The organism is Streptomyces sp. NPDC002032, from assembly GCF_042890765.1.
Lineage (GTDB): Bacteria > Actinomycetota > Actinomycetes > Streptomycetales > Streptomycetaceae > Streptomyces.
Genome location: NZ_JBIASM010000011.1, coordinates 194,604 through 219,647, shown reverse-complemented (window position 1 = coordinate 219,647; position 25,044 = coordinate 194,604). Strand labels below are relative to the sequence as shown.

Annotated in this window: 21 protein-coding genes; 11 read left to right on the top strand and 10 right to left on the bottom strand. The window is 72.8% G+C overall.

Annotated elements, in window-relative coordinates:
* Positions 1-118: 118 nt before the first annotated feature.
* The 3 genes from ACFYYT_RS25330 to ACFYYT_RS25320 all read left to right on the top strand — a co-directional run bounded on the left by ACFYYT_RS25330 (position 119) and on the right by ACFYYT_RS25320 (position 4,296).
* Complete coding sequence (locus ACFYYT_RS25330) at positions 119-1,849, top strand: FMN-binding glutamate synthase family protein (RefSeq protein WP_351826059.1); 1,731 nt, start codon at positions 119-121, stop codon at positions 1,847-1,849.
* Positions 1,846-3,576 (top strand): thiamine pyrophosphate-dependent enzyme, encoded by a 1,731-nt coding sequence (locus ACFYYT_RS25325; protein ID WP_351826058.1) that lies wholly within the window; start codon positions 1,846-1,848, stop codon positions 3,574-3,576. Before ACFYYT_RS25330 ends, ACFYYT_RS25325 begins: the two co-directional genes overlap by 4 nt.
* Before the next feature lie 378 nt (positions 3,577-3,954).
* Entirely contained in the window at positions 3,955-4,296 is a 342-nt protein-coding gene (locus ACFYYT_RS25320) for an STAS domain-containing protein (RefSeq protein ID WP_351826057.1), read from the top strand.
* A 94-nt stretch (positions 4,297-4,390) separates the two neighbouring features.
* On the opposite strand, the gene ACFYYT_RS25315 is transcribed toward ACFYYT_RS25320, so the two are convergent.
* The 4 genes from ACFYYT_RS25315 to ACFYYT_RS25300 form a co-directional block, all read right to left on the bottom strand.
* Positions 4,391-5,275 (bottom strand): geranyl diphosphate 2-C-methyltransferase, encoded by an 885-nt coding sequence (locus tag ACFYYT_RS25315; protein WP_351826056.1) that lies wholly within the window; start codon positions 5,273-5,275, stop codon positions 4,391-4,393.
* A 14-nt stretch (positions 5,276-5,289) separates the two neighbouring features.
* Positions 5,290-6,666: a family 2 encapsulin nanocompartment cargo protein terpene cyclase gene (locus ACFYYT_RS25310; RefSeq protein ID WP_351826055.1), complete on the bottom strand. Its 1,377-nt coding sequence runs from the start codon at positions 6,664-6,666 to the stop codon at positions 5,290-5,292.
* A 252-nt stretch (positions 6,667-6,918) separates the two neighbouring features.
* Positions 6,919-8,340 (bottom strand): family 2B encapsulin nanocompartment shell protein, encoded by a 1,422-nt coding sequence (locus ACFYYT_RS25305; protein WP_351826054.1) that lies wholly within the window; start codon positions 8,338-8,340, stop codon positions 6,919-6,921.
* A gap of 256 nt (positions 8,341-8,596) precedes the next feature.
* Positions 8,597-9,553, bottom strand: coding sequence for a LysR family transcriptional regulator (locus ACFYYT_RS25300; protein WP_351826068.1), 957 nt, complete (start codon positions 9,551-9,553; stop codon positions 8,597-8,599).
* Positions 9,554-9,656: 103 nt separating this feature from the next.
* On the opposite strand from ACFYYT_RS25300, the gene ACFYYT_RS25295 reads away from it, so the two are divergent.
* The 3 genes from ACFYYT_RS25295 to ACFYYT_RS25285 all read left to right on the top strand — a co-directional run bounded on the left by ACFYYT_RS25295 (position 9,657) and on the right by ACFYYT_RS25285 (position 11,891).
* Positions 9,657-10,544, top strand: coding sequence for an NAD(P)H-binding protein (locus ACFYYT_RS25295; RefSeq protein ID WP_351826053.1), 888 nt, complete (start codon positions 9,657-9,659; stop codon positions 10,542-10,544).
* A gap of 60 nt (positions 10,545-10,604) precedes the next feature.
* Positions 10,605-10,970 (top strand): darcynin family protein, encoded by a 366-nt coding sequence (locus tag ACFYYT_RS25290; protein WP_351826052.1) that lies wholly within the window; start codon positions 10,605-10,607, stop codon positions 10,968-10,970.
* Positions 10,971-11,198: 228 nt separating this feature from the next.
* Complete coding sequence (locus ACFYYT_RS25285; protein WP_351826051.1) at positions 11,199-11,891, top strand: DUF4232 domain-containing protein; 693 nt, start codon at positions 11,199-11,201, stop codon at positions 11,889-11,891.
* Between the two features lie 125 nt (positions 11,892-12,016).
* On the opposite strand, the gene ACFYYT_RS25280 is transcribed toward ACFYYT_RS25285, so the two are convergent.
* From ACFYYT_RS25280 to ACFYYT_RS25270, 3 genes are all read right to left on the bottom strand, one after another.
* A complete protein-coding gene (locus ACFYYT_RS25280) occupies positions 12,017-13,279 on the bottom strand; it encodes an MFS transporter (protein WP_351826050.1) in 1,263 nt (420 codons plus the stop codon).
* A gap of 64 nt (positions 13,280-13,343) precedes the next feature.
* Entirely contained in the window at positions 13,344-14,540 is a 1,197-nt protein-coding gene (locus tag ACFYYT_RS25275) for a YcaO-like family protein (RefSeq protein ID WP_351826049.1), read from the bottom strand.
* Positions 14,537-15,934: a TfuA-like protein gene (locus ACFYYT_RS25270; protein ID WP_351826048.1), complete on the bottom strand. Its 1,398-nt coding sequence runs from the start codon at positions 15,932-15,934 to the stop codon at positions 14,537-14,539. The genes ACFYYT_RS25275 and ACFYYT_RS25270 overlap by 4 nt, the downstream gene beginning before the upstream one ends.
* Positions 15,935-16,620: 686 nt before the next feature.
* Here ACFYYT_RS25270 and ACFYYT_RS25265 point away from each other — a divergent pair.
* Genes ACFYYT_RS25265 through ACFYYT_RS25255 form a run of 3 tightly spaced genes read left to right on the top strand, consistent with a single transcriptional unit; the run spans position 16,621 to position 20,712 of the window.
* Positions 16,621-17,907 carry a JmjC domain-containing protein gene (locus ACFYYT_RS25265; protein ID WP_351826047.1) on the top strand — a complete coding sequence of 429 codons (1,287 nt, stop codon included), beginning with the start codon at positions 16,621-16,623 and terminating at the stop codon, positions 17,905-17,907.
* Positions 17,908-17,953: 46 nt separating this feature from the next.
* Positions 17,954-18,754, top strand: coding sequence for a class I SAM-dependent methyltransferase (locus ACFYYT_RS25260; protein ID WP_351826046.1), 801 nt, complete (start codon positions 17,954-17,956; stop codon positions 18,752-18,754).
* Positions 18,751-20,712: a carbamoyltransferase C-terminal domain-containing protein gene (locus ACFYYT_RS25255; RefSeq protein WP_351826045.1), complete on the top strand. Its 1,962-nt coding sequence runs from the start codon at positions 18,751-18,753 to the stop codon at positions 20,710-20,712. The genes ACFYYT_RS25260 and ACFYYT_RS25255 overlap by 4 nt, the downstream gene beginning before the upstream one ends.
* Here ACFYYT_RS25255 and ACFYYT_RS25250 read toward each other — a convergent pair.
* Entirely contained in the window at positions 20,700-21,521 is an 822-nt protein-coding gene (locus ACFYYT_RS25250) for an AraC family transcriptional regulator (protein WP_351826044.1), read from the bottom strand. The two genes, ACFYYT_RS25255 and ACFYYT_RS25250, sit on opposite strands and share 13 nt — an antisense overlap.
* Positions 21,522-21,580: 59 nt before the next feature.
* On the opposite strand from ACFYYT_RS25250, the gene ACFYYT_RS25245 reads away from it, so the two are divergent.
* Complete coding sequence (locus ACFYYT_RS25245) at positions 21,581-22,003, top strand: DUF2000 domain-containing protein (protein WP_351826043.1); 423 nt, start codon at positions 21,581-21,583, stop codon at positions 22,001-22,003.
* A 65-nt stretch (positions 22,004-22,068) separates the two neighbouring features.
* Here ACFYYT_RS25245 and ACFYYT_RS25240 read toward each other — a convergent pair whose 3' ends face one another.
* Positions 22,069-22,557: a hypothetical protein gene (locus tag ACFYYT_RS25240; protein ID WP_351826067.1), complete on the bottom strand. Its 489-nt coding sequence runs from the start codon at positions 22,555-22,557 to the stop codon at positions 22,069-22,071.
* Between the two features lie 230 nt (positions 22,558-22,787).
* Between ACFYYT_RS25240 and ACFYYT_RS25235 the strand changes: the two genes are divergently transcribed.
* Positions 22,788-23,621 (top strand): patatin-like phospholipase family protein, encoded by an 834-nt coding sequence (locus tag ACFYYT_RS25235; RefSeq protein ID WP_351826042.1) that lies wholly within the window; start codon positions 22,788-22,790, stop codon positions 23,619-23,621.
* A 65-nt stretch (positions 23,622-23,686) separates the two neighbouring features.
* Here ACFYYT_RS25235 and ACFYYT_RS25230 read toward each other — a convergent pair whose 3' ends face one another.
* Positions 23,687-24,901 (bottom strand): alpha/beta fold hydrolase, encoded by a 1,215-nt coding sequence (locus ACFYYT_RS25230; RefSeq protein ID WP_351826041.1) that lies wholly within the window; start codon positions 24,899-24,901, stop codon positions 23,687-23,689.
* Positions 24,902-25,044: the final 143 nt, after the last annotated feature.

The window sequence follows — 25,044 nt, the reverse complement described above, 5'->3', positions numbered from 1 at the left end:
GCCACTGTAGGCCGTCTCCCCCGCCGGCCGCCGTCCTGCGGGACGCCGGGCGATGTGCGGCATGTCCTGGTTTCAGGTCCGGGGGGTTGGCGGGCGTTCCTCGGGACAGACGCACGACGTGCTGAAGATTCGTATCACCCTCCTCGTGGGTTATCTGGCCGCGGGCCTGCTCGTCCTCGCCGCCGTGACGGTCTCGCCCTGGTGGTGGGCGGCGGCCGCGCCGCTGGCGCTGCTGGCCGCCGTGGCCACGTACGACCTCGTACAGCGACGGCATTCCGTCCTGCGCAACTACCCGCTGCTCGGGCACCTGCGGTTCGCGCTGGAGGGGCTGCGGCCGGAGCTCCAGCAGTACTTCATCGAGCGGAACTTCGACGGCCGCCCCTTCGACCGCGACACCCGCAGCATCGTCTACGAGCGGGCCAAGGGGACCGACGCGGAGGAGCCCTTCGGCACCGAGCGTGACCTGTACCTGTCCGGCAGCGAGTACCTCGTGCCCTCCATGGCGCCCCGGCCGGTGCCCACCGACCCTCCGCGGGTCAGGATCGGCGGCCCGGACTGCACGCAGCCCTACGACATGGCCCTGCTGAACGTCTCCGCCATGAGCTTCGGCTCGCTGTCGGCCAATGCCGTGCTCGCCCTCAACACCGGAGCCGAGAGGGGCGGCTTCGCCCACGACACGGGCGAGGGCGGGCTCTCCGAGTACCACCTGCGGCCCGGCGGGGACCTGGTCTGGGAGATCGGCACCGGCTACTTCGGCTGCCGTACGAAGGACGGCGACTTCGACCCCGCCCAGTTCGCCGAGAAGGCCGCCCACGAGCAGGTCAAGTGCGTCTCCCTCAAGCTCAGCCAGGGGGCCAAGCCCGGTATCGGCGGGGTGCTGCCCGGCGCCAAGGTGACGGCCGAGATCGCGAAGGTCCGCGGGGTGCCCGAGGGCCGGACCGTCCTGTCACCGCCCTACCACACCGCGTTCACGACACCGCGCGAGCTGGTCCGCTTCCTGGCGCGGCTGCGCGAGCTGGCGGGCGGCAAGCCCGTCGGCTTCAAGCTGTGCGTCGGCTCCCGCCGCGAGTTCCTCGCCGTCTGCAAGGCCATGCTGGAGGAGGGCACCACACCCGACTTCATCATCGTCGACGGCGCGGAGGGCGGGACCGGGGCCGCGCCCCTGGAATTCGCCGACAACGTCGGGATGCCGCTCACCGAAGGCCTGATGACCGTCCACAACGCCCTCGTCGGAGCGGGTCTGCGCGAGCGCATCCGGATCGGCGCGAGCGGAAAGGTCGCCACCGGCGGGGACCTCGTGAAGCGGCTGCTCCAGGGAGCCGACTACACCAATGCCGCCCGGGCGATGATGTTCGCGGTCGGGTGCATCCAGGCCCAGCGCTGCCACACGAACACCTGCCCGGTCGGTGTCGCCACCCAGGACCCGCGGCGCGCCCGCGCCCTGGACGTCGGGGACAAGGCGCAGCGCGTCCAGCGGTTCCAGGCGGCCACCGTCAAGAGCGCCCTGCAGATCATGGCGGCCATGGGCGTCGAGGACCAGGCCCAGCTGCGCCCGGAGATGCTGCTCCAGCGCGTCGACCCGCACACCGTGCGCTCGTACGCGCAGTTGTACGCGTGGCTCGGGCCCGGGGAGCTCCTCGACGGGGACGCGCCCGCGGACTGGGCCGCCGACTGGCGGGCCGCCGACCCGGACGGCTTCGCCCGCTCCCGCACGAACCGCGTCGTGAGCCCCGCGGGCCCTGTGAACGCCGCGACTCCCCCGAGCCCCGTGAGCGCCACCCGATCTGCCCGCCCCATCAGCTCCACCAGCCCCATAACCCCCACCCCGGAACCGGAGGACACCCCGTGACGCGCACCGTCGCCCGCGTGATCGTCGACGCCCTGAAGGACCTGGGCGTCCAGCAAGTGTTCGGAGTCGTCGGAGACGCGCTCAATCCGCTCACCGACGCCATCCGCACCACCGACGGCCTGGACTGGATCGGCTGCCGCCACGAGGAGGTGGCCGCCTTCGCGGCGGGGGCGCAGTCCCAGCTGTCCGGAACGCTCGGCGTGTGCATGGGCACGGTCGGGCCGGGCTCCGTCCACCTCCTCAACGGCCTGTACGACGCGGCGAAGAGCCACGCCCCGGTCCTCGCCATCTGTGGCCAGGTGCCCCTGGCCGAAGTGGGCAGCGACTACTTCCAGGAGGTCGACAACGATCTGCTGTTCCGGGACGTGGCCGTCTACCGTGCCACGGTCACCTCCCCCGAGCAGATGCCCCGGATGCTGGAATCCGCCGTGCGCGCGGCGATCAGCCAGGGCGGCGTCGCCGTGCTGACCGTGCCCGGCGACCTCGGTGACCAGGAGCTCAGCGAGGACCGGCCCGTCCGGTTCGGGCTCGGGCACCACGCGGTCACCCGGCCGGACGACCCCGCCATCGCCGAGGCCGCGGCCCTCCTGGACTCCGCGTCCAAGTGCACGCTGCTGGTGGGGTGCGGGGCCCGCGAGGCGAAGGCCGAGGTGTTCCGGCTCGCCGAAGTGCTCGCCGCGCCGATGGTGCTGACGCTCAAGGCGAAGGAGGGCTTCGAGGGGGACAACCCCTTCGAGGTCGGCCAGACCGGCCTGATCGGCAACCCGGCCGCCGCCCACGCGCTCGACGCCTGCGACACGCTGGTGATGCTGGGCACCGACTTTCCGTACCGCGAGTGGTATCCGTCCGGCTGCAAGGTGATCCAGATCGACGCGCGGGAGGAGCACCTGGGCCGGCGGGTACCGGTGGACGTGGGTCTGACCGGGGACGTCGGGGCCACCCTGCGGGCGCTGCTCCCCCGGCTGGAGGCGGCCACCGACCGCGCGCACCTGGATGACGCCCGCAAGCGGTTCGAGCGCTGGCAGGCCGGTCAGCAGCGGCTGGCCGACCCGGCTCACGACCGCCGCCCGGCCGGGAAGCTGCGGGCGGCCCTGGACAACCGGGACCACGACATCCGTCCGGAGGCGCTCGCCGCGGCCGTGGACGCGCTCGCCGCGGACGACGCGGTCTTCACCTCGGACACCGGCATGGCCACCGTCTGGCTGTCCCGCTTCGTTTCCATGCGCGGTAGCCGGAGGCTGATCGGCTCCTACAACCTCGGTTCGATGGCCAGTGCCATGCCGCAGGCGATCGGGGCGCAGCTCTGGGCGCCGGACCGCCAGACGATCGCCTTCTGCGGGGACGGCGGCCTGAGCATGCTGCTCGGGGACCTGATGACCATCAAGACGTACCGGCTGCCCGTGAAGCTGGTGGTCTTCGACAACCGTCGGCTGGGCATGGTCAAGCTCGAACAGGAGCAGGCCGGCCTGGAGGAGTTCGGGACGGAGCTCGACAACCCGGACTTCGCCGCCGTGGCGCGCGCACTGGGTATCACCGGCATCCGCGTCACCGACCCGGCCGAGCTGCACGCCGGGGTGCGGCAGGCCCTGGAGACGCCGGGGCCGGTCGTGCTGGACGTCCTGACGAACCCCGAGGAGGTGGCGGTGCCGGGCAAGCCGACGGTGGCCCAGGGCTGGGGGTACGCGATGGCCAAGGTCAAGGAGCTCCTGCCGGGCCACGAGGGCTGAGCCCGCGCGGGGGTGTTCGGGGCGCCGTCAACACCGCGCCCCGGCGGTGACCTGTCGAACACCCGCCCCCGGCGGGCGGCCCGCCGCAGGCTGCGCCAGGTACGGCCCCGCGCGTCTGACCGCGTCGGCGGCGGTCCCCTCCCCGGCACACCCCGGAGGCATCCGCGTCGGTCCTGCGGGCGGACCGCGCGGCAGGCCCGGATCCGGATCGGGAGGAGGGCGGCTCCGGTTCCCGCCGGGGGTCCGCCACCCGCTCGGCCACGCCGGCGCCGACCCGGACGCCAGCCCCGTCAGCGGGCACCTATCCTCGTCCTCGGAAGAGGCGGGCAGGTGCCCGCTGGAGGGGCCCTGACCAGGCCCGGATCAGAGGGGGCGGCAGTGGGGCAGGCTGACGAGCGGGGGGAGCGCATCGACGTCGAGGGCAGCGACCGGATCACCGTCGTCCGCCCGTACGGAGAGATGGACATCTCCCGCGCCCCGAGCCTCCAGCAGGCCCTCCGCCGGGCCCTCGGACGGGGCGTCGACGTCGTCGTGGACCTCCAGCACCTGACCTTCTGCGACTCCTCCGGCCTGAGCGCCCTCCTGACCGCCCGCACCGAAGCCGCCGCCGAAGGCCGCACCCTCTACCTCGCGGCCCCCACCCACCAGGTCGTCCAACTGCTGAAGGTCACCGGCGCCGACACGGTCTTCAGCATCGACCCCGCCCCGCCCATCCCCTGACACCGAAGCCCCCGCGCCCCCCTGCTGCCGCCGGGAAAGGCGGAGGCCGGGCCCGGGGTGGCGGGCCCGGCCGGGGGGGGCGCGGGGGCATCGGTCAGACGCGGTCGGCGGCGATCAGGACGTACTGGAACGAGCCGTCCTTGTAGGAGTTGATGAACGCCTCTTCGATGCCGGTGACCAGGGAGGACGTGGCGCGGAGCTCCCAGTACGGGAGGGTCTCGGGGGTCAGGTCGATGACCGCCTGCGGGACGAGGCGGTTGTCGGCCATCGCCCGCATGTACTCCCGGCGGGAGTGGATGTTGCACTCGAAGTGCGCGTTGATCTGCGAGACCCACTTCGAGGGCTGGCCGTAGCGGGGGTTCCAGCAGCCGGTGATGGTCACGTAGCGGCCGCCGACCTCCAGGACGCGGGAGTGCTCGGCGAAGAGGTCGTGCAGGTCGACGTACATGCTCGACTCGTTGTTCCACGAGGCGGCGGCCGAGCCCGTTTCGAAGGGGGTGCTCAGCATGTTGCAGACGCGGGCGCGGACCGAGTCCCCGATGCCCAGTTCGCCGGCGCGCCCGTTCGCGAACTCGGCCTGCTTGGCCGAGAGGGTGACGCCCTCCACCTTGCAGCCGAAGCGCTGGTGCGCCATCACCATCGAGCCGCCGCGGCCGCAGCCGGCGTCCACGAGGGTGTCGCCCGGGCCGATGTCGCCGAGGTGGTTCAGGAGGACCTCGGCCTGCGCCGACTCCAGGCGGTGGAGCTCGGCGATCAGCCGCTCCGGGTAGCCGCTGTCGGCGGGGTTCCCGAGGGCCGCGTGGTCGACGTCGCCGATCCCGTAGTGGTGGTGGTAGAGGCCGTCCACATCGCCGAGGCGCAGGTTCACCGGCCGGGCCTCGTGGTCCCAGTACCGGGCGATGTCGCCCTGGTAGGGAGTGGCCGGGGCGGGGATGAACGCGGAGGCCGCGTGGTTCATGGTCAGTTCGGTGCTGGTCACAGATGGATCCGTCCTTACCAGAAGTCGGGCAGGCTATAGCGGTAGGTGTTGGTCTGGTGCCAGTAGTGGTTGCCGTCGACCCACACGGCCACGCCCCGCAGGAAGCGCAGCACGTTCGGGACGGGGCAGGCGGCGGCGAGTTCGGCGGCCGCGGCCTCGAAGGCGTGCATGAGGTCGTTGTGGACCTCGACCGCCTTCAGGTAGGCGTCGCGAACGGAGCGGTTCTCGCGTTCGGCGATCACCACGGGGAGGTTCAGGTGACGGCCGGGGCTGTCGAGCTCCTTGGTGTAGGAGTACAGGTCGTTGACGATGGTGGTGGCGTTCCCGGCGAGCGCGATGACCCGCTGCATGGCGGGCTGGGCGTGCAGGTCCGCCGGGAGTTCGTAGCCGCCGACCGTGTCGGTGATGGTGGGGCAGGGGCGGAAGTTGTTGAACTGCCGCATCGCCAGGTACTCCCACACCTCCGGGACGTGGTCCGTCTCGGCCCAGGCCGCCTCGGCGAGGTACCCCAGGTGCAGCCGGGCCATGTCGTGCCGGTAGCGGTCGGCCTGGGAGGGGGTGGCCTCCTGGAGGAAGTACTCCATGGCCGAGCGGTAGGCGCGCCGGGGGGCGTCCGCGTGCAGGGACCGTTCCCAGAGCGGGTGGTACTCCGCCGTCGTGTGGAGGGGGTCGAGGGCGGTGTGGGCCAGCAGCAGCCGTCCGCCGAGTCCGGCCGGCGATCCGCCGTGGTCCTCGCAGTAGACGTCGTCGAGGGCGTTCTCGGCGGCCATCAACCGGGTGGCGATCATCAGGTGGTCGACGGTGGGGGCGTCCGGATGGCAGGCGACCATGTAGCGGCCCAGGGAGAACCCGTCGAACTGGTCCTCCCAGTCCGGAGGGAACAGCTCGACCTCGTCCACCGCCCACGCCTTGATCCGGTGGCTGATCTCCTCCACCCGTACGGGATCCGGCTCCGGCACGGGGTGGTGGTAGAGCCCGGGGACGGGGTTGCCCGGCGTCGCGGCGGGCGGCGCGGCGGCGGGCCGCGACGGCGGCTGCGCGCCCCGGGCGAACCGCAGCCCGGCCGTGCCCAGGCCGCTGGGGCCGCTCAGGAGCCGCTCCAGGGCAGGAGCGGAGGTTCGCGCCGGGCCGGCGCCCTCGTGGACGGCTCCCTCCGCGACCGGGCCGGCGTCCGGGGGCGGTGCGGGCCGGGCGGTGGGGACGGTTCCCGTGGACGGGAGGGTGTACGTGTAGGCGGGTGCGGCGGGGGTGGCGGGTGCCGGTGGGAGGTCGTCCGGGGCGCTGCGGACGGCGTCGAGGGCCTCGGTGCCGCGGCCGTGACCGTGGGCCCCGAAGCGCGCCGCGGCGGCGGGCAGGCTCGATTGCAGGGGGGAAGGCCCGGGGTCGGGCATCCGTTGCTCCTTGGTGGGGTGGTGGGACGGTCCGGTCCTCGTGTCGCGCCCCGGTGGCCGGTCGCGTCGGGGCCGCCGGGTCGTTTCTTCCGGTGCGTACCGGCCGGGCCCGCGTCGTACGGCGCCGTGCGGGGGACGGCGGAGGGGCTCCCGGTCACCCTCGGACGCCCCCGGCTGTCTCGATGACGCCGGGCGGCGCGGGCCGGGCACGGTGCGGAAGGGGCACCCCCCAGGGGGTGTCCCGGGCACGCCCTAGTCGCGCCTGCGGGCGATCTGTACGTTCTCCAGCACGCCGAGCGCGTCGGGCACGAGGACGGCGGCGGAGAAGTAGGTGGTGACCAGGTAGGAGATGATCGACCGCTCGTCGATGCCCATGAAGCGCACCGACAGGCCCGGCTCGTACTCCTCCGGCAGGCCGGTCTGGCGCAGGCCGATGACCCCCTGGTTGTCCTCGCCGGTGCGCATCACGAGGATGGAGGTGGTGTTCTCCTTGGTGATGGGGATCTTGCCGCACGGCAGGATCGGCACCCCGCGCCAGGCCGGGACCTGCTGTCCGCCGAGGTCGACGTGGTCCGGGTAGAGGCCCCGGGCGTTGAACTCGCGCCCCATGGCCGCGATCGCCTTCGGGTGGGCGAGGAAGAACTTGGATCCGCGGCGGCGGCAGAGCAGTTCGTCGAGGTCGTCCGGGGTGGGCGGGCCGGAGTGGGTCTGGATGCGCTGCTTGAAGGCGGCGTTGTGAAGCAGGCCGAACTCGCGGTTGTTGATGAGCTCGTACTCCTGGCGCTCCCGCAACGCCTCGATGGTCAGCCGGAGTTGCTCCTCGGTCTGGTTCATCGGGTCGTTGTAGAGGTCGCCGACGCGCGAGTGCACGCGCAGTACGGTCTGGGCGAGGGAGAGTTCGTACTCGCGCGGGTTGGCCTCGTAGTCGACGAAGGTGCCGGGCAGCTCCGCCTCCCCGGTGTGGCCGGCCGACATGGCGATCTCGGCCTCGCCGTGACGGTTCTGCCGTTGCAGCGGGAGCGTGCTGAAGTGGCGGACGTGGGCCTGGAGCCCCGGCGCGGAGGACAGCACGGATTCGAAGTCGGCGCGGGAGAGGGTGAGCAGGGTGCCCGAGGTCTCGGAGGTGGCGGTGAACTCCCAGGTGGAGCCCGCGTCCAGGAGGGCGCCCTCCCCGAAGTGGTCCCCGTCGGCGAGTACGGCGAGGGCGATCTCGTCGCCGTAGTTGCCGACGGAGGTCTGGCTGATCCGGCCGTGGGCGATCAGGTGGATGCGGTCGGCGGGAGCGCCGCGCTGGACCAGGACCTCGCCGGCACGGAAGTCGTGCTGGACGCACCGGCCGGCGAGGGCGGCGAGGACGTCCACGTCGTCGAAGTCGCGGAGCAGGGCGAGTTCGCCGAGCTCGCGGGGGATCACCCGGACCTGGGCGCCGTCCTGGACGAATTCGATGCGGCCGTCGCCGACGGTGTAGGTCAGCCGCCGGTTCACCCGGTAGGTACCGCCCTTGGTCTCCACCCACGGGAGCACCCGCAGCAGCCACCGGGAGGTGATCTCCTGCATCTGCGGGGCGGACTTGGTCGTCGTGGCGAGGTTGCGGGCCGCCGCCGTGCCCAGGCTGGTCTGCCGGGCCTGGTCCGTCGGCTCCAACTGCGCCCCGGGGCTGGTGTCCACGGTCATCGGGCGGGCTCTCCTTCGTACGGGCGGTGGCCGGCGCGTGCGCTCGTCACCGGGAAAGAAGAAAACAAAGAGGTCGGATAATCCGGGCAATCCCTCCAGATCCAGGAGCACAGTACGGCCGGCGCGGACGATCTTCTCCGGAGATCAGGTGTCATTACCTCGATGCGGTGACCTTGTCCCGCACGGTGTTTGCTTCTTGATCCAGCGACATTTCAGCCAGCTCGAACACCCTGTCCCGTCGGCCGGGGCTGCCGCGTCACACGGCCGGGGCGCCTGGTGTGCGCAGGGTCCGCCGGACGGCGTCGCGGAGCCAGTGGTGTCCCGCGTCGGCGGCGTGGCGGGGGTGCCACGCCATGCCGATGGTCAGCGGCGGCAGCGGCAGCGGGATGTCGAGGAGGCGCAGGCCGAGCTGGGTGGCGACTTCGGTCAGCGGGGAGGGGCCGCCGGCGCCGGGCCCGGTGGGGATGAGGCAGACGACGTCGCTGCGGGCGGCGAGGGCCAGTGCCGCCAGGTAGCCGGGAAGGACGACCGCGACCCTCCTGACGAGGCCGTGCTCGGCGAGGGCGGTGTCCAGCGGGCCGGTGAAGCGGCCGCGGCGGCTCACCACGACGTGTTCGGCGGCGGCGAGCCGGCCGGGGGTCAGCGTCCCTTCCGCGAGGGGGTGGCCGGACCGGACCGCAGCCGCCATCCGCAGGGTGAGCAGTTCCTCGACCCGGGTCTCGGGGTCGACGTGGTCGATGGACCCGACCTCCAGGTCGACGCGGCCGTCGCGCAGGGCCGGTCCCGCTTCCAGCTCCTCGGCCCGGAACCGCAGCGACACCCCCGGCGCCTCCCTGCGGGCCAGCTCCAGCAGCCCGGGGGCCAGCGCCGCGCCCACCAGGTCGGCCGTCTGGAGGGCGAAGGTGGCGCGCAGCGTGGCCGGATCCACACCGGTGCCGGGAGAGAGCAGCGTCCCGAGGCTGCGCACCACCGCGGCGGCTTCCTCGCGCAGGCTCTGGGCCCGGGGGGTCGGGACCATCGCCTGGCCGGCACGCACCAGCAAGGGGTCCTGGAGGACACGGCGCAGCCGGGCGAGGGTCCGGCTCATGGCGGCGGGGGACGTGCGCAGGCGGGCGGCGGCGCGGGTGACGCTCTGCTCGGCCAGCAGGGCGTCCAACGCGACGGCGAGATTGGCGTCGATGACCGGCTCTGAACTGCTGCTCACAGGGGTTATTCCATTTCAGGCAAGGATCCAGTGCTGAAGTTCCCATTGTGGCAATAACGGGAGTTCCACAGGATGAGGGGCGTACCGATCCACCAGAACACACGAGGTTTTCATGATCGTCATCACTGCTCCCACCGGGAACATCGGCAGTCGGCTCCTGCCCCTGCTCCTGGAGTCCGCCCACGGCGAGGCACTGCGCGTGGTCGTCCGCGACCCGGCCCGGCTCCCGGCCCCGGTGCGCGAGCGCGTCGAGGTCGTCCTCGGCTCGCACGGCGACCCGGAGGTCGTCGACCGGGCCTTCGAGGGCGCCGACGCCGTCTTCTGGCTCGTCCCCCCGGACTCCTCCCGGCCCCCGGAGGAGGGCTACCGCGGCTTCACCCGGCCCGCCGCCGAGGCGCTCGGCGCGCACCGCGTCGGCCATGTCGTCGGCGTCTCCGCGCTCGGCCGCGGCACCGCGCTCGCCGACCGGGCGGGTGTCGTCACCGCGTCCCTCGCCATGGACGACCTCATCGCCGGCACCGGCGTCGCCTACCGGGCCCTGGCCAGCGGGTCGTTCTTCGAGAACCTCCTGGACGAGGCCGGCTCGATCCGCGAGCACGGCGTCTTCACCGACGTCGTCGACGCGGGCCGCAAGGCCCCCTTCGTCGCCGCCGCCGACATCGCGGCCGTCGCCGCCGGTCTGCTGCTGGAGCGCTCCTGGACCGGCGTCGGCAGTGTGCCGGTCCTCGGGCCCCGGGACCTCTCCCCCGACGACGTGGCCCGCATCATCGGCGAGCAGCTCGGCCGCCCGGTCCGCTACGAGCGTCAGCCGCTCGACGCGCTGTACACCACCCTCGTCGGATACGGCCTCGACGAAGCCTTCGTCCAGGGCGTCGTCGACATGAAGCGGGCCAAGGACGAGGGCCTGGACGCGGGCGTCGTCCGCTCCCCCGGCCACCCCTGCCCCACCACCTTCGAGCAGTGGTGCGCCCAGACCCTCAAGGCCGCGGTCCTCTCCTGACCGCCGGCTCCCGCCCGCCCCCTCACCACCACCACCACCACCACCCGAAAGGCTCCCGTCATGCCCGACGAGAAGACCACACCGCCGGTCACCGCTTTCATGCTCATCAAGACCACTCCCGAATGGCTGGCCATGAGCCCGCACGAGCGGGTCGACGCCTTCGCCACCCAGGTCGTTCCCGCGATCAAGGCCAGGACCACCGGCGTCCGGTCCCGCTTCTTCGACACCGAGTTCTACTCGACCCGCGTCACCGACGTCTGGATGTGGGAGGCGGACGACCACGGCGCCTACCAGCTCCTCATCGACGTGCTGCGCGAAACCCCCTTCTGGGACCGCTACTTCGAGATCGTCGACCTTCTCGTCGGCACCGAAAACGGCTACGCCCGCACCTACGGCCTCGACCCCGTGACCACCCTCTCCACCTGACACCCCGGGCAGGTGTCCGCGCCGCGCCGGACCGCCGCCGGGAGGGTCAAGATCCGCCGCGTCACGGGTCTGTCCCAGAGCGGCCCCGCGTGTCACAGGAACGTACGAGGGGGCGGCCGGGCGGAACGGTTCACCGGGCCGCAGGGCTCTCGGTGATCAGAAGCGCCCGCCCGGACCGGCCCCGTACCGGGCACCCGGCGCTGCCGACCGATCGTGAGGAAGAAATCGATGCGCGTGCACAAGCTGTCCTTCGCCGCCCTGGCCGTTGCCGCGGGCCTGTCGTTGACGGCCTGTCAGAACGGCGCTGACGGTGCGGCGCCGAGCGCTCCGTCGGCCGCGGCCACCGCCTCGTCCCCGTCCGCCCCGGCGCCGTCCGCCCCGGCCTCCTCCGGCGGCGGTTCCGGTTCCGCCGGTACGGACCAGGGCGGTGGCAAGGCCACCGGCGGTGCGGGATCCGGCGGGAAGGGCACGGCCGCCGGTACGGGCGGCGGCAGCGGCAAGGCCGACAAGTGCCGCACCGACGACCTGACGATCACGGCAATGGACGGCACCGTCGGCGGCGACGCCGAGGGAACCGTCGCGGTGACGCTGAAGAACCACGGCAGCGGGGACTGCGTGCTCGCCGAGTACGCGGGCGTCGACCTGAAGACCGCCTCCGGTTCGCTGTCCGCGCAGCGCACCGGCGAGAAGGCCGGTTCCAGCACGCTGAAGAAGGCCACGTCGGTGTCCTTCGGCATCACCTATCCGCTCAACACCTCCGGCGGCTCCGGCGTCCGCGTCACGGGTCTGGTCGTGACGCCGCCCGGCGAGACGAAGTCCGTCACCCTCGCCTGGCCGGGCGCCGCCACGCTGCCCGTCACGGAGGGCTCCGGCTCCCCGGTGAAGGTCGGCCCGATCGGCAGCGCCGGCCAGGGCGGCTGACCCGCCCGCACGCCGCCCGGTGCCCGACGGGATCACCGGGAACCGCCGTGCACCCGGGCACGTGAGGCGCGGCCGCGCCTCGGGCCGATGACGACAACGACGGCGACGGCGACGGCCACGACGCGTCAGCCGCCTTCCCCGGCCGCCGCCCGTACGGAGGTGAGCCCGCGCACCCCGGGCACGGCGAGCAGGACCACCGTCGCGACCAGGATCCCCAGGCAGCAGGTCCACATCATGGCGGTCGAGCCCGCCCGGTCCGCCGTACCGCCCGCCAGTACGTAGGCGAGGGGGACCAGGGCCGTCTCGCCGAGCATCGTCAGTGAGGTCACCCGCCCGATGAGGGCCTGCGGTACGTGCTGCTGCTTGGCGGTCTCGAAGAAAACCACGGCCAGTTCCAGGCTGGCGCCGCTGACCAGCATCGCGGCGAGCAGGCTGATCAGGTCGGCGCCGTAGGCGAGGGCAGCCAGCGGCAGCGGCCAGACCAGCTGGACGAGCACGCAGGCGAGCATCACCCGGCGCGGTTTCCACTGGAGGGCGATCAGGGAGCCCAGCACCATGCCGGCGGAGAACGCCGAGACCGCCCAGCCCCAGTGCTGCGCCCCGTCCGGGCGGCCGGACAGGACGAGGGGGCCGAGCAGTTGGTATCCGGCCATCCACAGCGGCACCGCGAGCGCCCCGGAGAGGGCGTAGCCCCACATCCACGGCCGGCTGCGGAAGGCGGTCCAGCCCTCGCGGGCGCCCGCGTAGAAGCCGCCCGTCCGCCCGGGCCCCCCGGGCCCCCCGGGCCCCCCGGTGCGCAGGCCTGCCAGGACGAGGGCGCAGACGACGAAGGCGCCCGCGGCGGTGAGCAGGACGGGGCCGAAGCCGAAGGCGGCGCCGAGCAGGGATCCGAGGCCGGGCACGGCGATCCGGGCGAGGTTGAGCACGAGGCGCAGCGCGGCGTTGGCGCTCTGCAGGGCCGGGGCGGGTACGAGCTGGACGATGAGTCCCTGGAAGGCGGGCTGTACGGCGGCGGCCGTGGCGCCGGTGACGGCGGCGGCCGACAGGAACATCCACAGGGCGGGATCCGGCGGGCCGGCCAGGAGGACGGCGCCCATCAGCCCCTGGACCACGGCGAGCAGCGCGTTCCCGGCGACGACGAGGGTGCGCCGCGAGAGCCGGTCGGCGAGGACGCCGCCCAGGGGCAGGAGCAGGGTCTGAGTGGTCACGGTGCAGCCGAGGACCAGGCCGACGGAGAAGCCGTCGCCGCCGGCGCTCAGCACGGCGAAGGCGAGCACCACGTTGACCAGGCTGGTTCCGGCGGTGGAGATGCCGCGGCCGGTCACGTAGCGGATGTAGGGCGTGCGCCAGGCCGTGCCGGTTGCCTCGGCGGTTTCGGCGGTCGTCATCGGGCTCCTGCGGTGCGGGTACGGGGGCTGGGGGCGGGGCGGCGCGGCGGGCCGTGGCCGGGTGTTACCCGGCGGCCGGGCCGGGGTGGTCGGGGCGGGGGACGGCGTGGCGGGTGCCGTTGTGCAGGCCGGGGGCGATCAGTTTGACGACGGAGAAGTCCTCGCTGGTGGTGAGGTCCACGGCCAGGGGTTCGTGTCCCCCGGCCTCGGCCAGCCGGGCGCAGGCCCAGCGCAGTTCGACGCCGACGTCGTCGAACTGCGGCGCCGACGCGGCGGGCAGTTCGTGGTGGGCGCGGGCCGCGGGGTCGCGCCGGGGCCGTGCGGTGGCACCGCGCCGTACGTGCGCGTAGACGGCGGTGACGTCGTCGCGGGTCCCGTTGATGAGGGTGAGGCGGCTCTGCACCGCCTCCGTGATGGCCCGGGCCAGGGCGACGCCGGGTGAGGAGTGGGCGCCGGATCCGGCGGTGAGCAGGGCGAAGTCCTCGCTCCAGACGAAGGCCGCGAAACACGGGAGCCCCCAGCGGTTGGGGACGTACGCCAGGTCCAGGAAGGCCCCGCAGCGGCTGATGCGTTCGATCAGGCCGGTGCACAGGGGGTCGTCGACGGTCTCGGCGCGGAAGGTGACCCGGGGGTCCCCGGGGGCGGCGGTCAGGGAGCTGAGGGCGTCGCGTTCCATCACCTCGTACGCGGCGTGCAGCGCGGCTTCCTCGAAGGTGTTGCCCGAGGCCAGGCCGTTGCTGGTGACCCTGAGCCCCGGGGGCTGCCAGCGGCCCGGCAGCGAGCTGCGCAGCCGGACGGCGTCGCGCGGGACGGGCACGGGGGCGCCGCTGAGGGTGCCGGTGGCGGTGACCCAGTCCAGCGGGGTTCCGTCGTGCAGCAGGCTGCCCTCGTGCTGGTCCAGCAGGCCCAGTGCGTAGGGCGGCCGCAGGGCGCGGGCGGGGGTCCGGCGGTGGACCGGGGGCGGCCCGGCGAACTCGGCGTGCCACATCTCGATCGCCTCCATGGCGGCCGAGACGCGGGCCAGGAGCGGGGTGTGTCCCTTGCCCTGGGCCACGGACAGGCTGCGCGAGAGGGGGCGGACCGCGACGGCGACGGGGATGCCGATGACGTCCAGGCCGGTGACGTCGGCGATCCGGGTGATCCCGTACTCGGGCAGGCGGCGGCGGATCAGGTCCCAGGTGTCGGCGGGCGGGCGGACCCGGTGGGTGCCGGCGGTGAAGACCTTGCGCCCCGTCGGGGCGGTCGGGGGAAGGGCGTTCACGAGGCCGCTCCCTTCGGCGGGAGGCTCTGCCGGCTTTCCTGGTGCCGCCTCAGGAAGAACGGCCGCAAAGCTTCCTCAGCCTCGTGTGCGGACGTGAATCCGCGGTCCCGGGCCGCCGCGTCGAGTACTTCCGTACTGCAATCCGCCTGCAAGTGCCAGGTATGCGCGAGCTGGGCGCGGAGTACCGCATTCTTCAGCTGGTCGGTGTTCTTGGAATATCCCGAACCGGCAACTGCCTGGTTCGTCGCGAGACTTGCGGCGATTTCGGCGTGATGGACCGCCGGGTCCGGAAGGAGCAGGCGCGCGGTGACGGGGTTCTGGAGGTCGGCCGTCAGACGGGCCGAGCGAATGAGCAGGGTCAGGGCGGTTTCCCGTTCGCCGAGTGCTTCCCGTTCCCGTTCCGGAACCCACGCGTGGATCCGGTCCGCCGTCAGGGACCGGGCGTCCAGGCCCTGTCCGGCGGCGGCGCGCAGGGCCTCGTCCTCCAGCAGGCGCGCGGGCGTACCCGGCGGGCGGCCGGAGACGGTGGCCAGTACATGAGTGCGCCAGCGCGTGCGCTGGTCCGTGCCGAAGAGCCGCTGGTAGTCGAAGCGGGCGGCGACGCTCACCAGACCTCCGGCCGTGCGCTCGCCGGTGAAGCGGTTCTGCCAGCGGTGCAGGTAGGCGGTTTCCCAGTCGCCGGTCCAGATGCCCGCCGTGGCCGCCGGCCGCGGGTGGGATCCGCGCAGCTCACGTACGCGGCTCAGCGCTTCGCGGGCGTCCTGCCGTTTGAGCGAGACCTCCTCGGGGCGCTCGCGGGCCAGCCGGCCGACCCGTTCGGCCGCCGCCGCCAGGCCGCCGTCCTCCAGGGGGGAGCCGCCCGGCGCACCCAGTTCGCGCCCGACGGCCCGCCAGGACCGCCGCGGGTAGGGGAGCGCGCGCGCCGTCTCCAGGAGCGCCGTCGCCTGCGGGGCGTCGACCAGTCCCTCCCGGACGGCCAGGCGCAGGGCGTGCCGCATGTTGACGAGGGCCTCGCTGAGCGCGCTGCCGTCCGGGCGCTCGGTGTGGGAGACGGCCACCTCGTCGTCGGCGTCGATCTCACCGGTGCGGTACATCTCGAATACGCAGCCCACTCCGCGCATTCCGTAGGAATGCAGTTCGGCCGCCCGCAAAGCGCCCATACTCGCCGCGCCGACCACGACCGTGCCGTTCTTCATGGCGTGCAGTATTTCCTTGTGCCGAATCGGTTCATACCCATGGAAGAGCCCGTCGATAATGAGGACGAAATCTTCCGGCCGCACACCACAGGAAAACAGATCGCCATGGCGAATCGGTGGGTGCACAATACAGTCATCAATTTCCCTCAGGATTTCCTTTGTTTCGAGGGTGGGCCCAGCGAAAACGTGAATGGTCATCCGGGTGTCCCGCCTCCGCTCCTCCGGTGGGTTGGCCGCCCGGCCGGGCGACAGCGACCGGGGCAGCCTAGCCGGGGGAGGCAGCGGAAAGATACGGGCAAAATATCAGGACAAGCATGTCATTTTGTATGAAACAGTACATGTGTGGCATGGCACTTCAGACCGGCGATCCGGACATACGGAGGAGCCCGCGAGGGGAACATGTGAAGAGCGCGAACCGCCTTTGTTCCATTCTCTTGCACCCGCCTCACACCAGGGTTCGACCGATCATCTCCGCGGATGTCCGAAAGGAGCTCCCAAAAGATTTGGCCATTGACCGCGCGGACATCCCGTTGTTACGTTCGAAGCGTCGAGCCACCCGGCGGGCGCGCTCAACCGCGGCCCGGGAGGGGGCATCCCGATGCGAAGTGACACGTTATACCGATCTGCTTCGCGACATATATCGAGGGAGGAAACGTCATGAACACCGAGAACGCCATCGAGGCGTCGGAAGACCTGTTCGACGAGGCCGTACCGACGACGATCGCGCACGAGTCGGCGTCCTACACCGACGAGTGACGGACGGTGCGGTGGCCCCCCGGGACCACCGCACCCCTGCGCGTGCCCGGCCCGCAGCGGCGCGCCGGGCACGCCCCCGCAGTCCTTCCGGAACCGGGCCGACCGTCGGAGAAGTGGAAGAAGGGGCCGTGCAGCAGCCACTCGCAGAGACAGACTTCGAAACCGTCGACGCGCCGTCGGACGACGCGGTCCTGGGCCCGCTGGGCTACCCGCCCGGCACCGGCGTCGCCGCGGAACTGGTCCGTACGATCGGCGACTCCTGGGGCCGGCGGCCCCTCCACCGGACCGGCGTGGCCGACATCTCCGGCCTGCTGGGCATCGAGGACATCGACGAGCTCATCGACTCGCGCACCCTGCGCGTCTCCCAGCTCTGGGTGTGCAGCATGGGCCGCAACCTGCCCCCCTCCACGTACATGAGCGTGGGCGAGCAGCCCAGGACGCGCAGCGTCGGCAGCACCGCCGACGTACGGCGGATCATGACGCTCGCCTCCGAGGGCTCCCCCGACCCCGTCAAGGTCGCCCAGCACCTGGCCGCCGGGGCTTCCCTGACGCTCAATCAGGTGGACCAGTACGTCCCCGCGCTGCGCGCGATGTGCCGGCGGTTCGAGGACGAGACGCACCTGCGCTGCGGGGTGATCCTCTTCGTGACCCCGCCGAGCTCCCAGGCCTTCTCGCTGCACGCGGACCCGCACGACATCATCGTCATGCAGACGCACGGCACCAAGCACTGGGAGATCCACCCCTCCCTGTGGGAGCGGGAGAACGACCCCGACGCGGGCGTGCGCACCCTCACCATGCGCCCCGGTGACATGCTCTACGTGCCCGAAGGCACCCCGCACATGGCCAGGACCTCCGGGGACGGCGGCCTCTCCATCCACCAGACCGTCCAGTTCAACGTCCCGCGGTACGACGCCGTCGCCCGCCGCCTGCTGGAGCGGAGCTTCGAGCGGTTCTGCGAGGAAACCGGCCTGACGGGCCCGATCCCCCTGCCCCGGGACGGCGCCGCGGAGATGGCGGAGCGGATCGGGCCCGCCCTCGCGCGGTTCGCGGCCGCCCTCGCGGACACCGACGTACGGGACCTGCTCGACCGGCACCTGGAATCCGCCCGGCCGCCGGCCCGTACCCTCGCGACCGGCCGGTTCTCGGCCATCGCCGCCGCCGACGGCATCACCGCGGCCAGCGAGCTGCGCCGCACCACGCCGCTGCGGGTGCGCGGCGGGGAACAGCGGGTGCACACCGTCTTCGGGCGCCGCGAACTGCGGACCCCGCTCCACACCGAGAAGGCCCTCATGGCACTGGCGTCGACGGAGGGGGCCTTCACCCCCGGCACGCTCGGGGCGGCCGGCCTGGACACGGCCTCGCTGGTCCTGCTGTGCCGGCGCCTCGCGCGCGAGGGCGCCCTCACCTTCGCCTGATCCCCTCCCGTCCCGTTCCCTTCCGTTCCGTCCGCGGAGGACCGCCATGGAAGCCCCCCTCGCACACGCGGAACCCGTCGCGGGCGATGCCATCGGCCACCTGCTGCGCCGCTGCTGGGCCGCCCGCGCGGAGCCCGGCGCGGTCTTCGAGGTCATCGAGCGCTCCGACGGCTTCGTCGGGGTCTGCGACGCCGCCGAATACTTCGCCCCCTTCGAGGACTGGCCCGAACGGGAGCGCCTGCTGACCGCCCGCGCGCGGGGAGCCGTACTGGACATCGGCTGCGGGGCCGGCCGGCACGCCCTGCACCTGCTCAAGGAGGGCCTGGACGTCACCGCCGTCGACTCCTCCCCCGGCGCGGTGGCGGTGTGCCGGGAACGGGCGCTGCCGGCCCTGCTCGGCTCGGCCGAGCACCTCCCCTGCGCCGAGGGCGCGTTCGACACCCTGCTCGCGCTCGGGGCCAACCTCGGCCTGCTCGGCGGCCGGGCCCGGGCGGCGAGCACCCTCGCCGAGTTCGCCCGGGTGGCGGCCCCCGGGGCGCGGCTCCTGGCCACCGGGCGCGACCCGTACGCCTCCACGGACCGGGTGCACACCGACTACCACGAGGCGAACCGGCGGGCCGGACGGATGGCCGGCCAGCTGCGCATCCGCATCCGCTCGGGCGCCCTCGCCGGCCCCTACTTCGACTACCTCTACTGCTCCCTGCCCGAACTCGAAGAACTCCTCGCGCCCTCCGGCTGGGCCCTGAGCGAGGCCTTCGAAAGCCCCGGCGGCGGCTACGGCGTGGTCCTCGCCCTCACGCGCCGACCCGGCCGGCGGCCCCCGCCCATCCCGATGGAGAGGCCATGAAGGACGGCTACTACCTGTCTGCCTACCTCAACCCGGTCGGCCTGCAACGCGTACTGAACGTGACCTACCGCCACGATGCGAACCTCTCCCTCTGGCAGAAGGAGGGCACGCGGGTGAGTCTGCTGGCGCACTGGGAGGTCGAGCGGATCAGCGGCCAGAAGCAGCACCGCACCCCCTTCCTCGACCAGGACCACCTCGAAGGGTTCGTGGACGCCCGGCTCGCCGAACACGGTCTGTCCCGGGCCGACATGGTGGAGATCTGGGGCACGCCCGGTCTGGACACCGTCGACGACTACCACCTCGGCGCCGAGCATCCCGCGCTCGCCTACCACAGCCTCGCGCACCTCTACAGCGCCGTCCTCCTGGACAGCGATGTCTTCCACGAGGAGACCGTCCTCGGGTTCGCCGTCGACCGAGGCCCCGACTTCGTCGTCGAGCGCGCGATCACGGACAAGTGGTTCACCGGCTGCGTCGTGCGAGGCGGGGAGATGAGCGTCTTCCCGGTCCAGTCGCCGGGCCCCCTCTACGGGGCCGCCAAGGACCGCTTCCACCTGCGCGAGGGCACGCTCATGGCGCTGGCCGGGGCGACCAAGGCCCACGGCAGCTGCGACCGGGAGGCCGTCCTCGGGCAGTACGCCTTCGACGACATCACCTCCATGACGGTCCCGGCCGCCGCGCTCGACGACATCGCCCGCCAGGTCGCCGACACCCTCGTGCGCGATCCGCGGTTCACGGACGAGGAGTCCTTCGCCGGGGCCGTGATGAAGGAGGTCCAGGCGATCTCCGTGCGGATCATGGAGCGCAACGTCGAGGAGGCGCTGGCCCGTTATGGGCTCACCCCGGCCGACACGATCCTGGCCCTGGCCGGGGGGTACGCGCTCAACTGCCCCACCAACAGCCACCTGATGGACAGGTACGGCTTCCGGCGTCTCCTGGCCCCGCCCTGCGTCGGGGACGACGGGCAGTCCATCGGCATGGCCCTGGCCGCGTTCCACAAGAAGAGCCCGGGCGGGCGCTTCGACTTCCGCTTCCCCACCCCCTACCTCGGCGGGGCGGACACCGCCCTGGACGAGGTCCTGGCCGCGCACGCCCCGTTCGTGGCCTCGGCCGGTGAAGCCGGCCCGGCCACGGCCGTACGGGACCTGCGCGCGGGTCCCGTGGTCTGGTTCCACGGCCGCTCCGAGATCGGCCCGCGCGCGCTCGGCAACCGCAGCCTGCTGGCCGATCCCACCACGTACGCGGCCAAGGAGGAGCTCAACCGGCTCAAGGAGCGGCAGTGGTGGCGCCCGGTCGCCCCGGTGGTGCTGGAGGAGCACCTGGCGGACTGGTTCGAGAACAGCCGGCCGTCCCCGTACATGCTGGAGACCTTCACCATCCGCGGGGCCGTGCGGGACCGGATCCCGGCCGTCGCCCACCTCGACCACTCGGCCCGCGTCCAGTCGGTGACGGCGGAGCAGAATCCGCCCCTCCACGCCCTGCTGACCGCCTTCCACGAGGCCACCGGGGTGCCGATGCTGTGCAACACCTCGCTGAACGACCGGGGGGAGCCGATCGTCGAGAAGCTCGCGGAGGCCTTCAACTTCTGTCTGCGCAAGGGCGTCCGGGTCGGCTGGTTCAACGGGGTCCGCGTCGAGTTCACCGGATTCGCCGGCTACGGCGTCCCGGGCCCCCTCCCCCGTGATCACGAGCGCTTCACCGCCGTGCCGGCCCGGCGGGAGCGGGCCATCCGCGCCGACCTCAACCCGCACGGGCTGTCCGACCTGGTCCTGTACCGCTATCTGCACGACAACCTGATGATGGACCGCCTGGACATCCGGGAGGCGGAGGGGGCCCGGGCGGTGGCCGAGGAGGTGGCGGCCCAACTGGCCGAGAAGCCGTGGCTGGTGGAGTACTCGGAGCGGCGGATGCGCGAGCGCGGCGAGAAGTTCGCCTCCCTGGGGGCCGCCTACAGCTTCTGACGGGACGGGTCGGGGCGGCCGCTGCGGGCGTAGCGGGCCGGGCTGGTGCCGAGTACGCGCGTGAAGTGGCGGGTGAGGTGGGACTGGTCGTAGAAGCCCGCCGCGCCGGCCACGGTGCGCGCCGGCATGCCCGTCAGCAGGAGCTTGCGGGCCAGGTCGACGCGGCGGCTGGTCAGGTACTGGTGGGGGGCCATGCCGAACGCGCCGCTGAAGACCCGGACCAGGTGCGCCGGGTGCGCGTGCAGTGCCGACGAGGCCTCCTGGAGGCTCACGCCGTCGACGTACCTCTCGTCGAGGAGGTCGCGCAGGCGGTGGGCCGTGCCCGTGTCGCGGACCCGGCCGCGTTCCCCGACGCTTCGCCGGAGGTGGTCGCGCAGGCGTTCCGACACCAGTGCCAGCCTGCTCTCCGCTTCGAGCTCGTCACCCGGTTGTTCGAGGGCGCCGTGCAGCTGGTGGATCCGTTGGCGCAGTCCCATGTCGTCCAGGACGGGGTTGTCCACCGCCAGGCCGACGAGATCGGACCCCAACTGCGTCGCGTCCAGGTAGACGACCCTTTTGCGGAAGCCTCCGTCGGTGACGGAGCGTCCGTTGTGCGGGACGTGCGGGGGGAGGAGGGTGACCGTCCGGTCCAGGGCTCCGTGCTCGTGCCGGTCCAGTTCGTACCGGACCATGCCGTCGTCGACGATCAGCAGGGTCCAGGAGTCGTGCGCGTGCATGGGGTAGACGTGGTCGGTCATGCGCGCGTGGAAGACCTCGTCGACTCCGGCCAGGGACGGACGCCAGGCGCGGATCTGCGGCGGATCAGCCATGCAAAGATCGTACAAGACTCGCTGCGGGTCACCGGTGTTGAATCCGGTATATGGAATCCGTGACTGAATTCGTGCGTTTCGAGACGAAGATCGCCGTCGTATTGCGCGACGACCTCGAAACCTGGCAGCGCCTCAACATGACCGCTTTTCTGGTGAGTGGAATCGGCCGCAAGGTCCCGGAGGTCATCGGTGAGCCCTACGCGGACGCCGACGGCACCGACTACCTGCCCATGTTCCGCCAGCCCGTCCTGGTCTTCGAGGCGGGCGGGCAGGCCCTGACCGCCTCCCACCAGCGGGCCGTCGCCCGGGGGCTGCCCCTGTCGGTCTTCACCGCCGACCTCTTCGCGACCGGCAACGACCGGGACAACCGCGCCGCCGTCCGGGCCGTGCCCCGGGACCGGCTGGACCTCGTCGGGATGGCCGTGTACGGGCCGCGCAATGTGGTGGACAAAATCGTCAAGGGTTCCCGCATGCACCCGTGACGCCGGTCCGGGAGCGTGCGACGGACAAAAGAATTCCGGTTCTCCGGCGGCTTCCCGGTCCTTTCTCAGGCGGTTGTCGCGGGGGGTGCCAGCGGGGCGCCGCAGCGGCTGCAGTAGCGGGCGTCGACCTCTATCGCGTGCCGTCGGCACTGGCCGCACACCTGGTGGATCCGGCACTGCTGCGTGTCGGGTTCTGAGCCGGGAGGACGGCCGATGCTCATCCCGGCGCGCCTGCGGTGCGCGGTGAGGTAGACCAGGCCGTCGGGGCCGGCCCGGAGCGCGCGGGTGGCTCCGCGCGGCAGGAGCGTGAGCGAGCCGGGCACCAGGTCCCACGCCGTGCCGTCGAGGGTGAGGAATCCGCCGCCCTCGATCACGAGGAGCAGTACGTCGAGATCCGGCTCGGTGTGCGCGGCGACCTCCGCGGCGGGCGGGAGCCGCACCAGGTTGGCGTCCAGTTGGCGCCCGGCCGCGCGCAGCCGCCACAGGGCGCCGGTCTGCTCCTCCGGCGCGGCCGCGATCAGCCCCGCGAGGGTGGCATTCACGGTGTCCTGCATGCCCGCCACGCGCTCTCCCCTGCCGACCGGTCCGACCGTCCACCCGCAATGATCGCGCACCCGCGCGCGGGCACTCCCCCCGAGCCACGGACGGGCGTGTGGTCGGACAGGGGTTCGACCCGGGCCCACGGACATGCCGGGGCCGTACCGGGGACTGCTCCCCGGTACGGATGGTAGCCTCGCGGCAGGAAATGGGGAGCCCTCCCCGTTTGAGCTCCCAGGGGTGTGGCATGAACGACGACCCGACTCTCGTACTCGGCGGCGGCGGCCCCGTCGGCGGCGCCTGGATGACCGGAGTCCTGGCCGGCCTCTCCGACGTCGGACTCGACCTCACCCGGACCGGCACCGTCATCGGAACCTCCGGGGGCGCCATCTTCGGCGCCCGGCTGGCCTCGGGCGAACCCGCCGGAGAGCTCTACGCGCGCCAGCTGGCCGGTGACGACCGGGTGGAGCTGAACGTCACCCTCGCCCAGACCCTCCGGTACCTGTGGGCCGCGCGCGGGTCGCGGGACCCGGAGCGTTCCGTACGCCGACTGGGGCGAGCGGCCCTGGCCGCCCGTACCGGGCCCGAGTCCGACCTCTTCGGCCTCGTCACCAGGATGCTGCGCGGCGTCCGGGCGTGGCCCGACCGCACGCTGCGGATCACCGCCGTCGACGCCCGCGTCGGGCACCTGCACGTCTTCGACGCGTCCTCGCCCCTCACCCTCCCGCAGGCGGTCGCCGCGAGCTGCGCCGTCCCCCTCGTCCTGCCGCCCGTTCACGCCGCCGGAACCCGGTGGATCGACGGTGGTTCCCGCAGCACCGCCAACATCCACCTGGCGCGCGGCCACCGCCGGGTGCTGGCCGTGGCCCCTGTCCCGGCGGCGGTCGGGCCGCACCCCCACGCGGGGCGGCAGGCCGCCCAGCTCGTCGCCGAGGGGAGCAGCGTCACCCTCATCACCCCGGACCGGGCTTCCCGGCGCGCCATGGGCCGCGACCTGACGGCCGTGGCCCGTTGCCCCGACGCGGCCCGGGCCGGCCACGCCCAGGCCGCGTCCCTCGCCCAGACGGTGCTGGACTGGTAGCGCCCTCGGGGCCGGCGGCGCGGCCCGCGCCGCCGGGGCGGCCGGGCCGGGCCGGTCAGGGGCGGTCAGGGGCGCAGGGTCGTGTCGAGCCAGTCGAAGATGCGGCCCATGGCCAGCCGCTGGGCTCCGGTGTGGCAGTGGGCGCCCGCGCCCTCCTCGACGGTGAAGCGGGCGAGGGTCTTGGGGCAGGTGAGGTGCTCGTAGAGCCGTTCGGCCTGGCCGGCGAAGAAGAGGTCGTCCTCGGCGTCGCACACGAGGGTCGGGCAGGTGATCCGCTCGGCCACGCCGTCGGCCAGGGTGTAGTCGAGGTAGGAGGCGAGGAACTGGCGCGGGGTCCGGACGTCCATGACGTACGTACCGTGGGTCATGGCCCAGCGCATCGTCGGATTGGTCTTCATCAGTGCCTCGAAGGCGGCGTCGGCCTCCGGGGCGTGCTCGGCGCGCAGCAGGGCCTCGGCCTCGGCGCGCGGCATCCGCAGCTGCTGGGTGCTGATGTCACCGAGATCGTAGACGCCGTCGACGGCGACGACGGCGGCCAGGCGGTGTTCGAACGCGGCGGCGCGGGGCGCGAGCACGCCGCCCATGCTGAGGCCGAGCAGGGCGATGCGCTCGGGGTCGGCTTCGGGGCGTTCGGCGATCAGCCAGTCGACGACCGGCGTCACGACGGTCTCCCAGTTCGGGCGGAAGGGCAGGCCGTCGCGGAAGCGGGCGGCGGGCTGACCGGGGCCGTCGAAGGTGAGGACGTGGTAGCCGCGTTCCACTCCCGCCGCTCCGCCGAAGAAGTGCATCTCCTCGGCCGAGCCGTCGAAGCCGTTGTGCATGATGACCGTCGGGGCGGGGGCGTCACCGGGGGCCCGGTAGAAGTAGCCGTGCAGGACGGTGCCCTCGAAGGGGATCTCGACGGGCTCGACGCGCGGCTCGAACAGGCGGGCCGCCTCGCGGAAGGCGCCGACCGCGCGTTCGTACGCCGCCCCGATCCGGGGGTCGTCGGGGTTGCCGTGCAGGAAGAACTCCGCGGACCGGAAGTAGTTGCTCGCCCGCAGGTACGCGTCGCGGGCGCTGATCCGGTGACCGCCCGCCAGTGCGGTGTCGGCCTGGGCGGCGGTGCGCTCGGCGGTGGCGGACCACTGCTCGTACCAGCTGTCGTAGTCGCCCGCGGTGATCTTCTGGGCGGTGGCGATCACCTCGCCGAAGTCGGAGCCCCCGTAGGCGGCGTGGCCGATGGCCCGCAGGGTCTCGTACCAGAACTGCGGGTCGTCTTCGAAGAGCAGGGGCTTCATGGCGGGTCTCCAGGGTGAAGTGTGCTGCGTGGAACGGGCGTTGCCGGTCATCCGGCGGCACGCACAGACTCGCCCCCGGGGCTGTCCACTTTCCAGGGCCGGCCGGGGCGGGAGCTGTTCACGGCTGTCCGCAGGTGCCCATC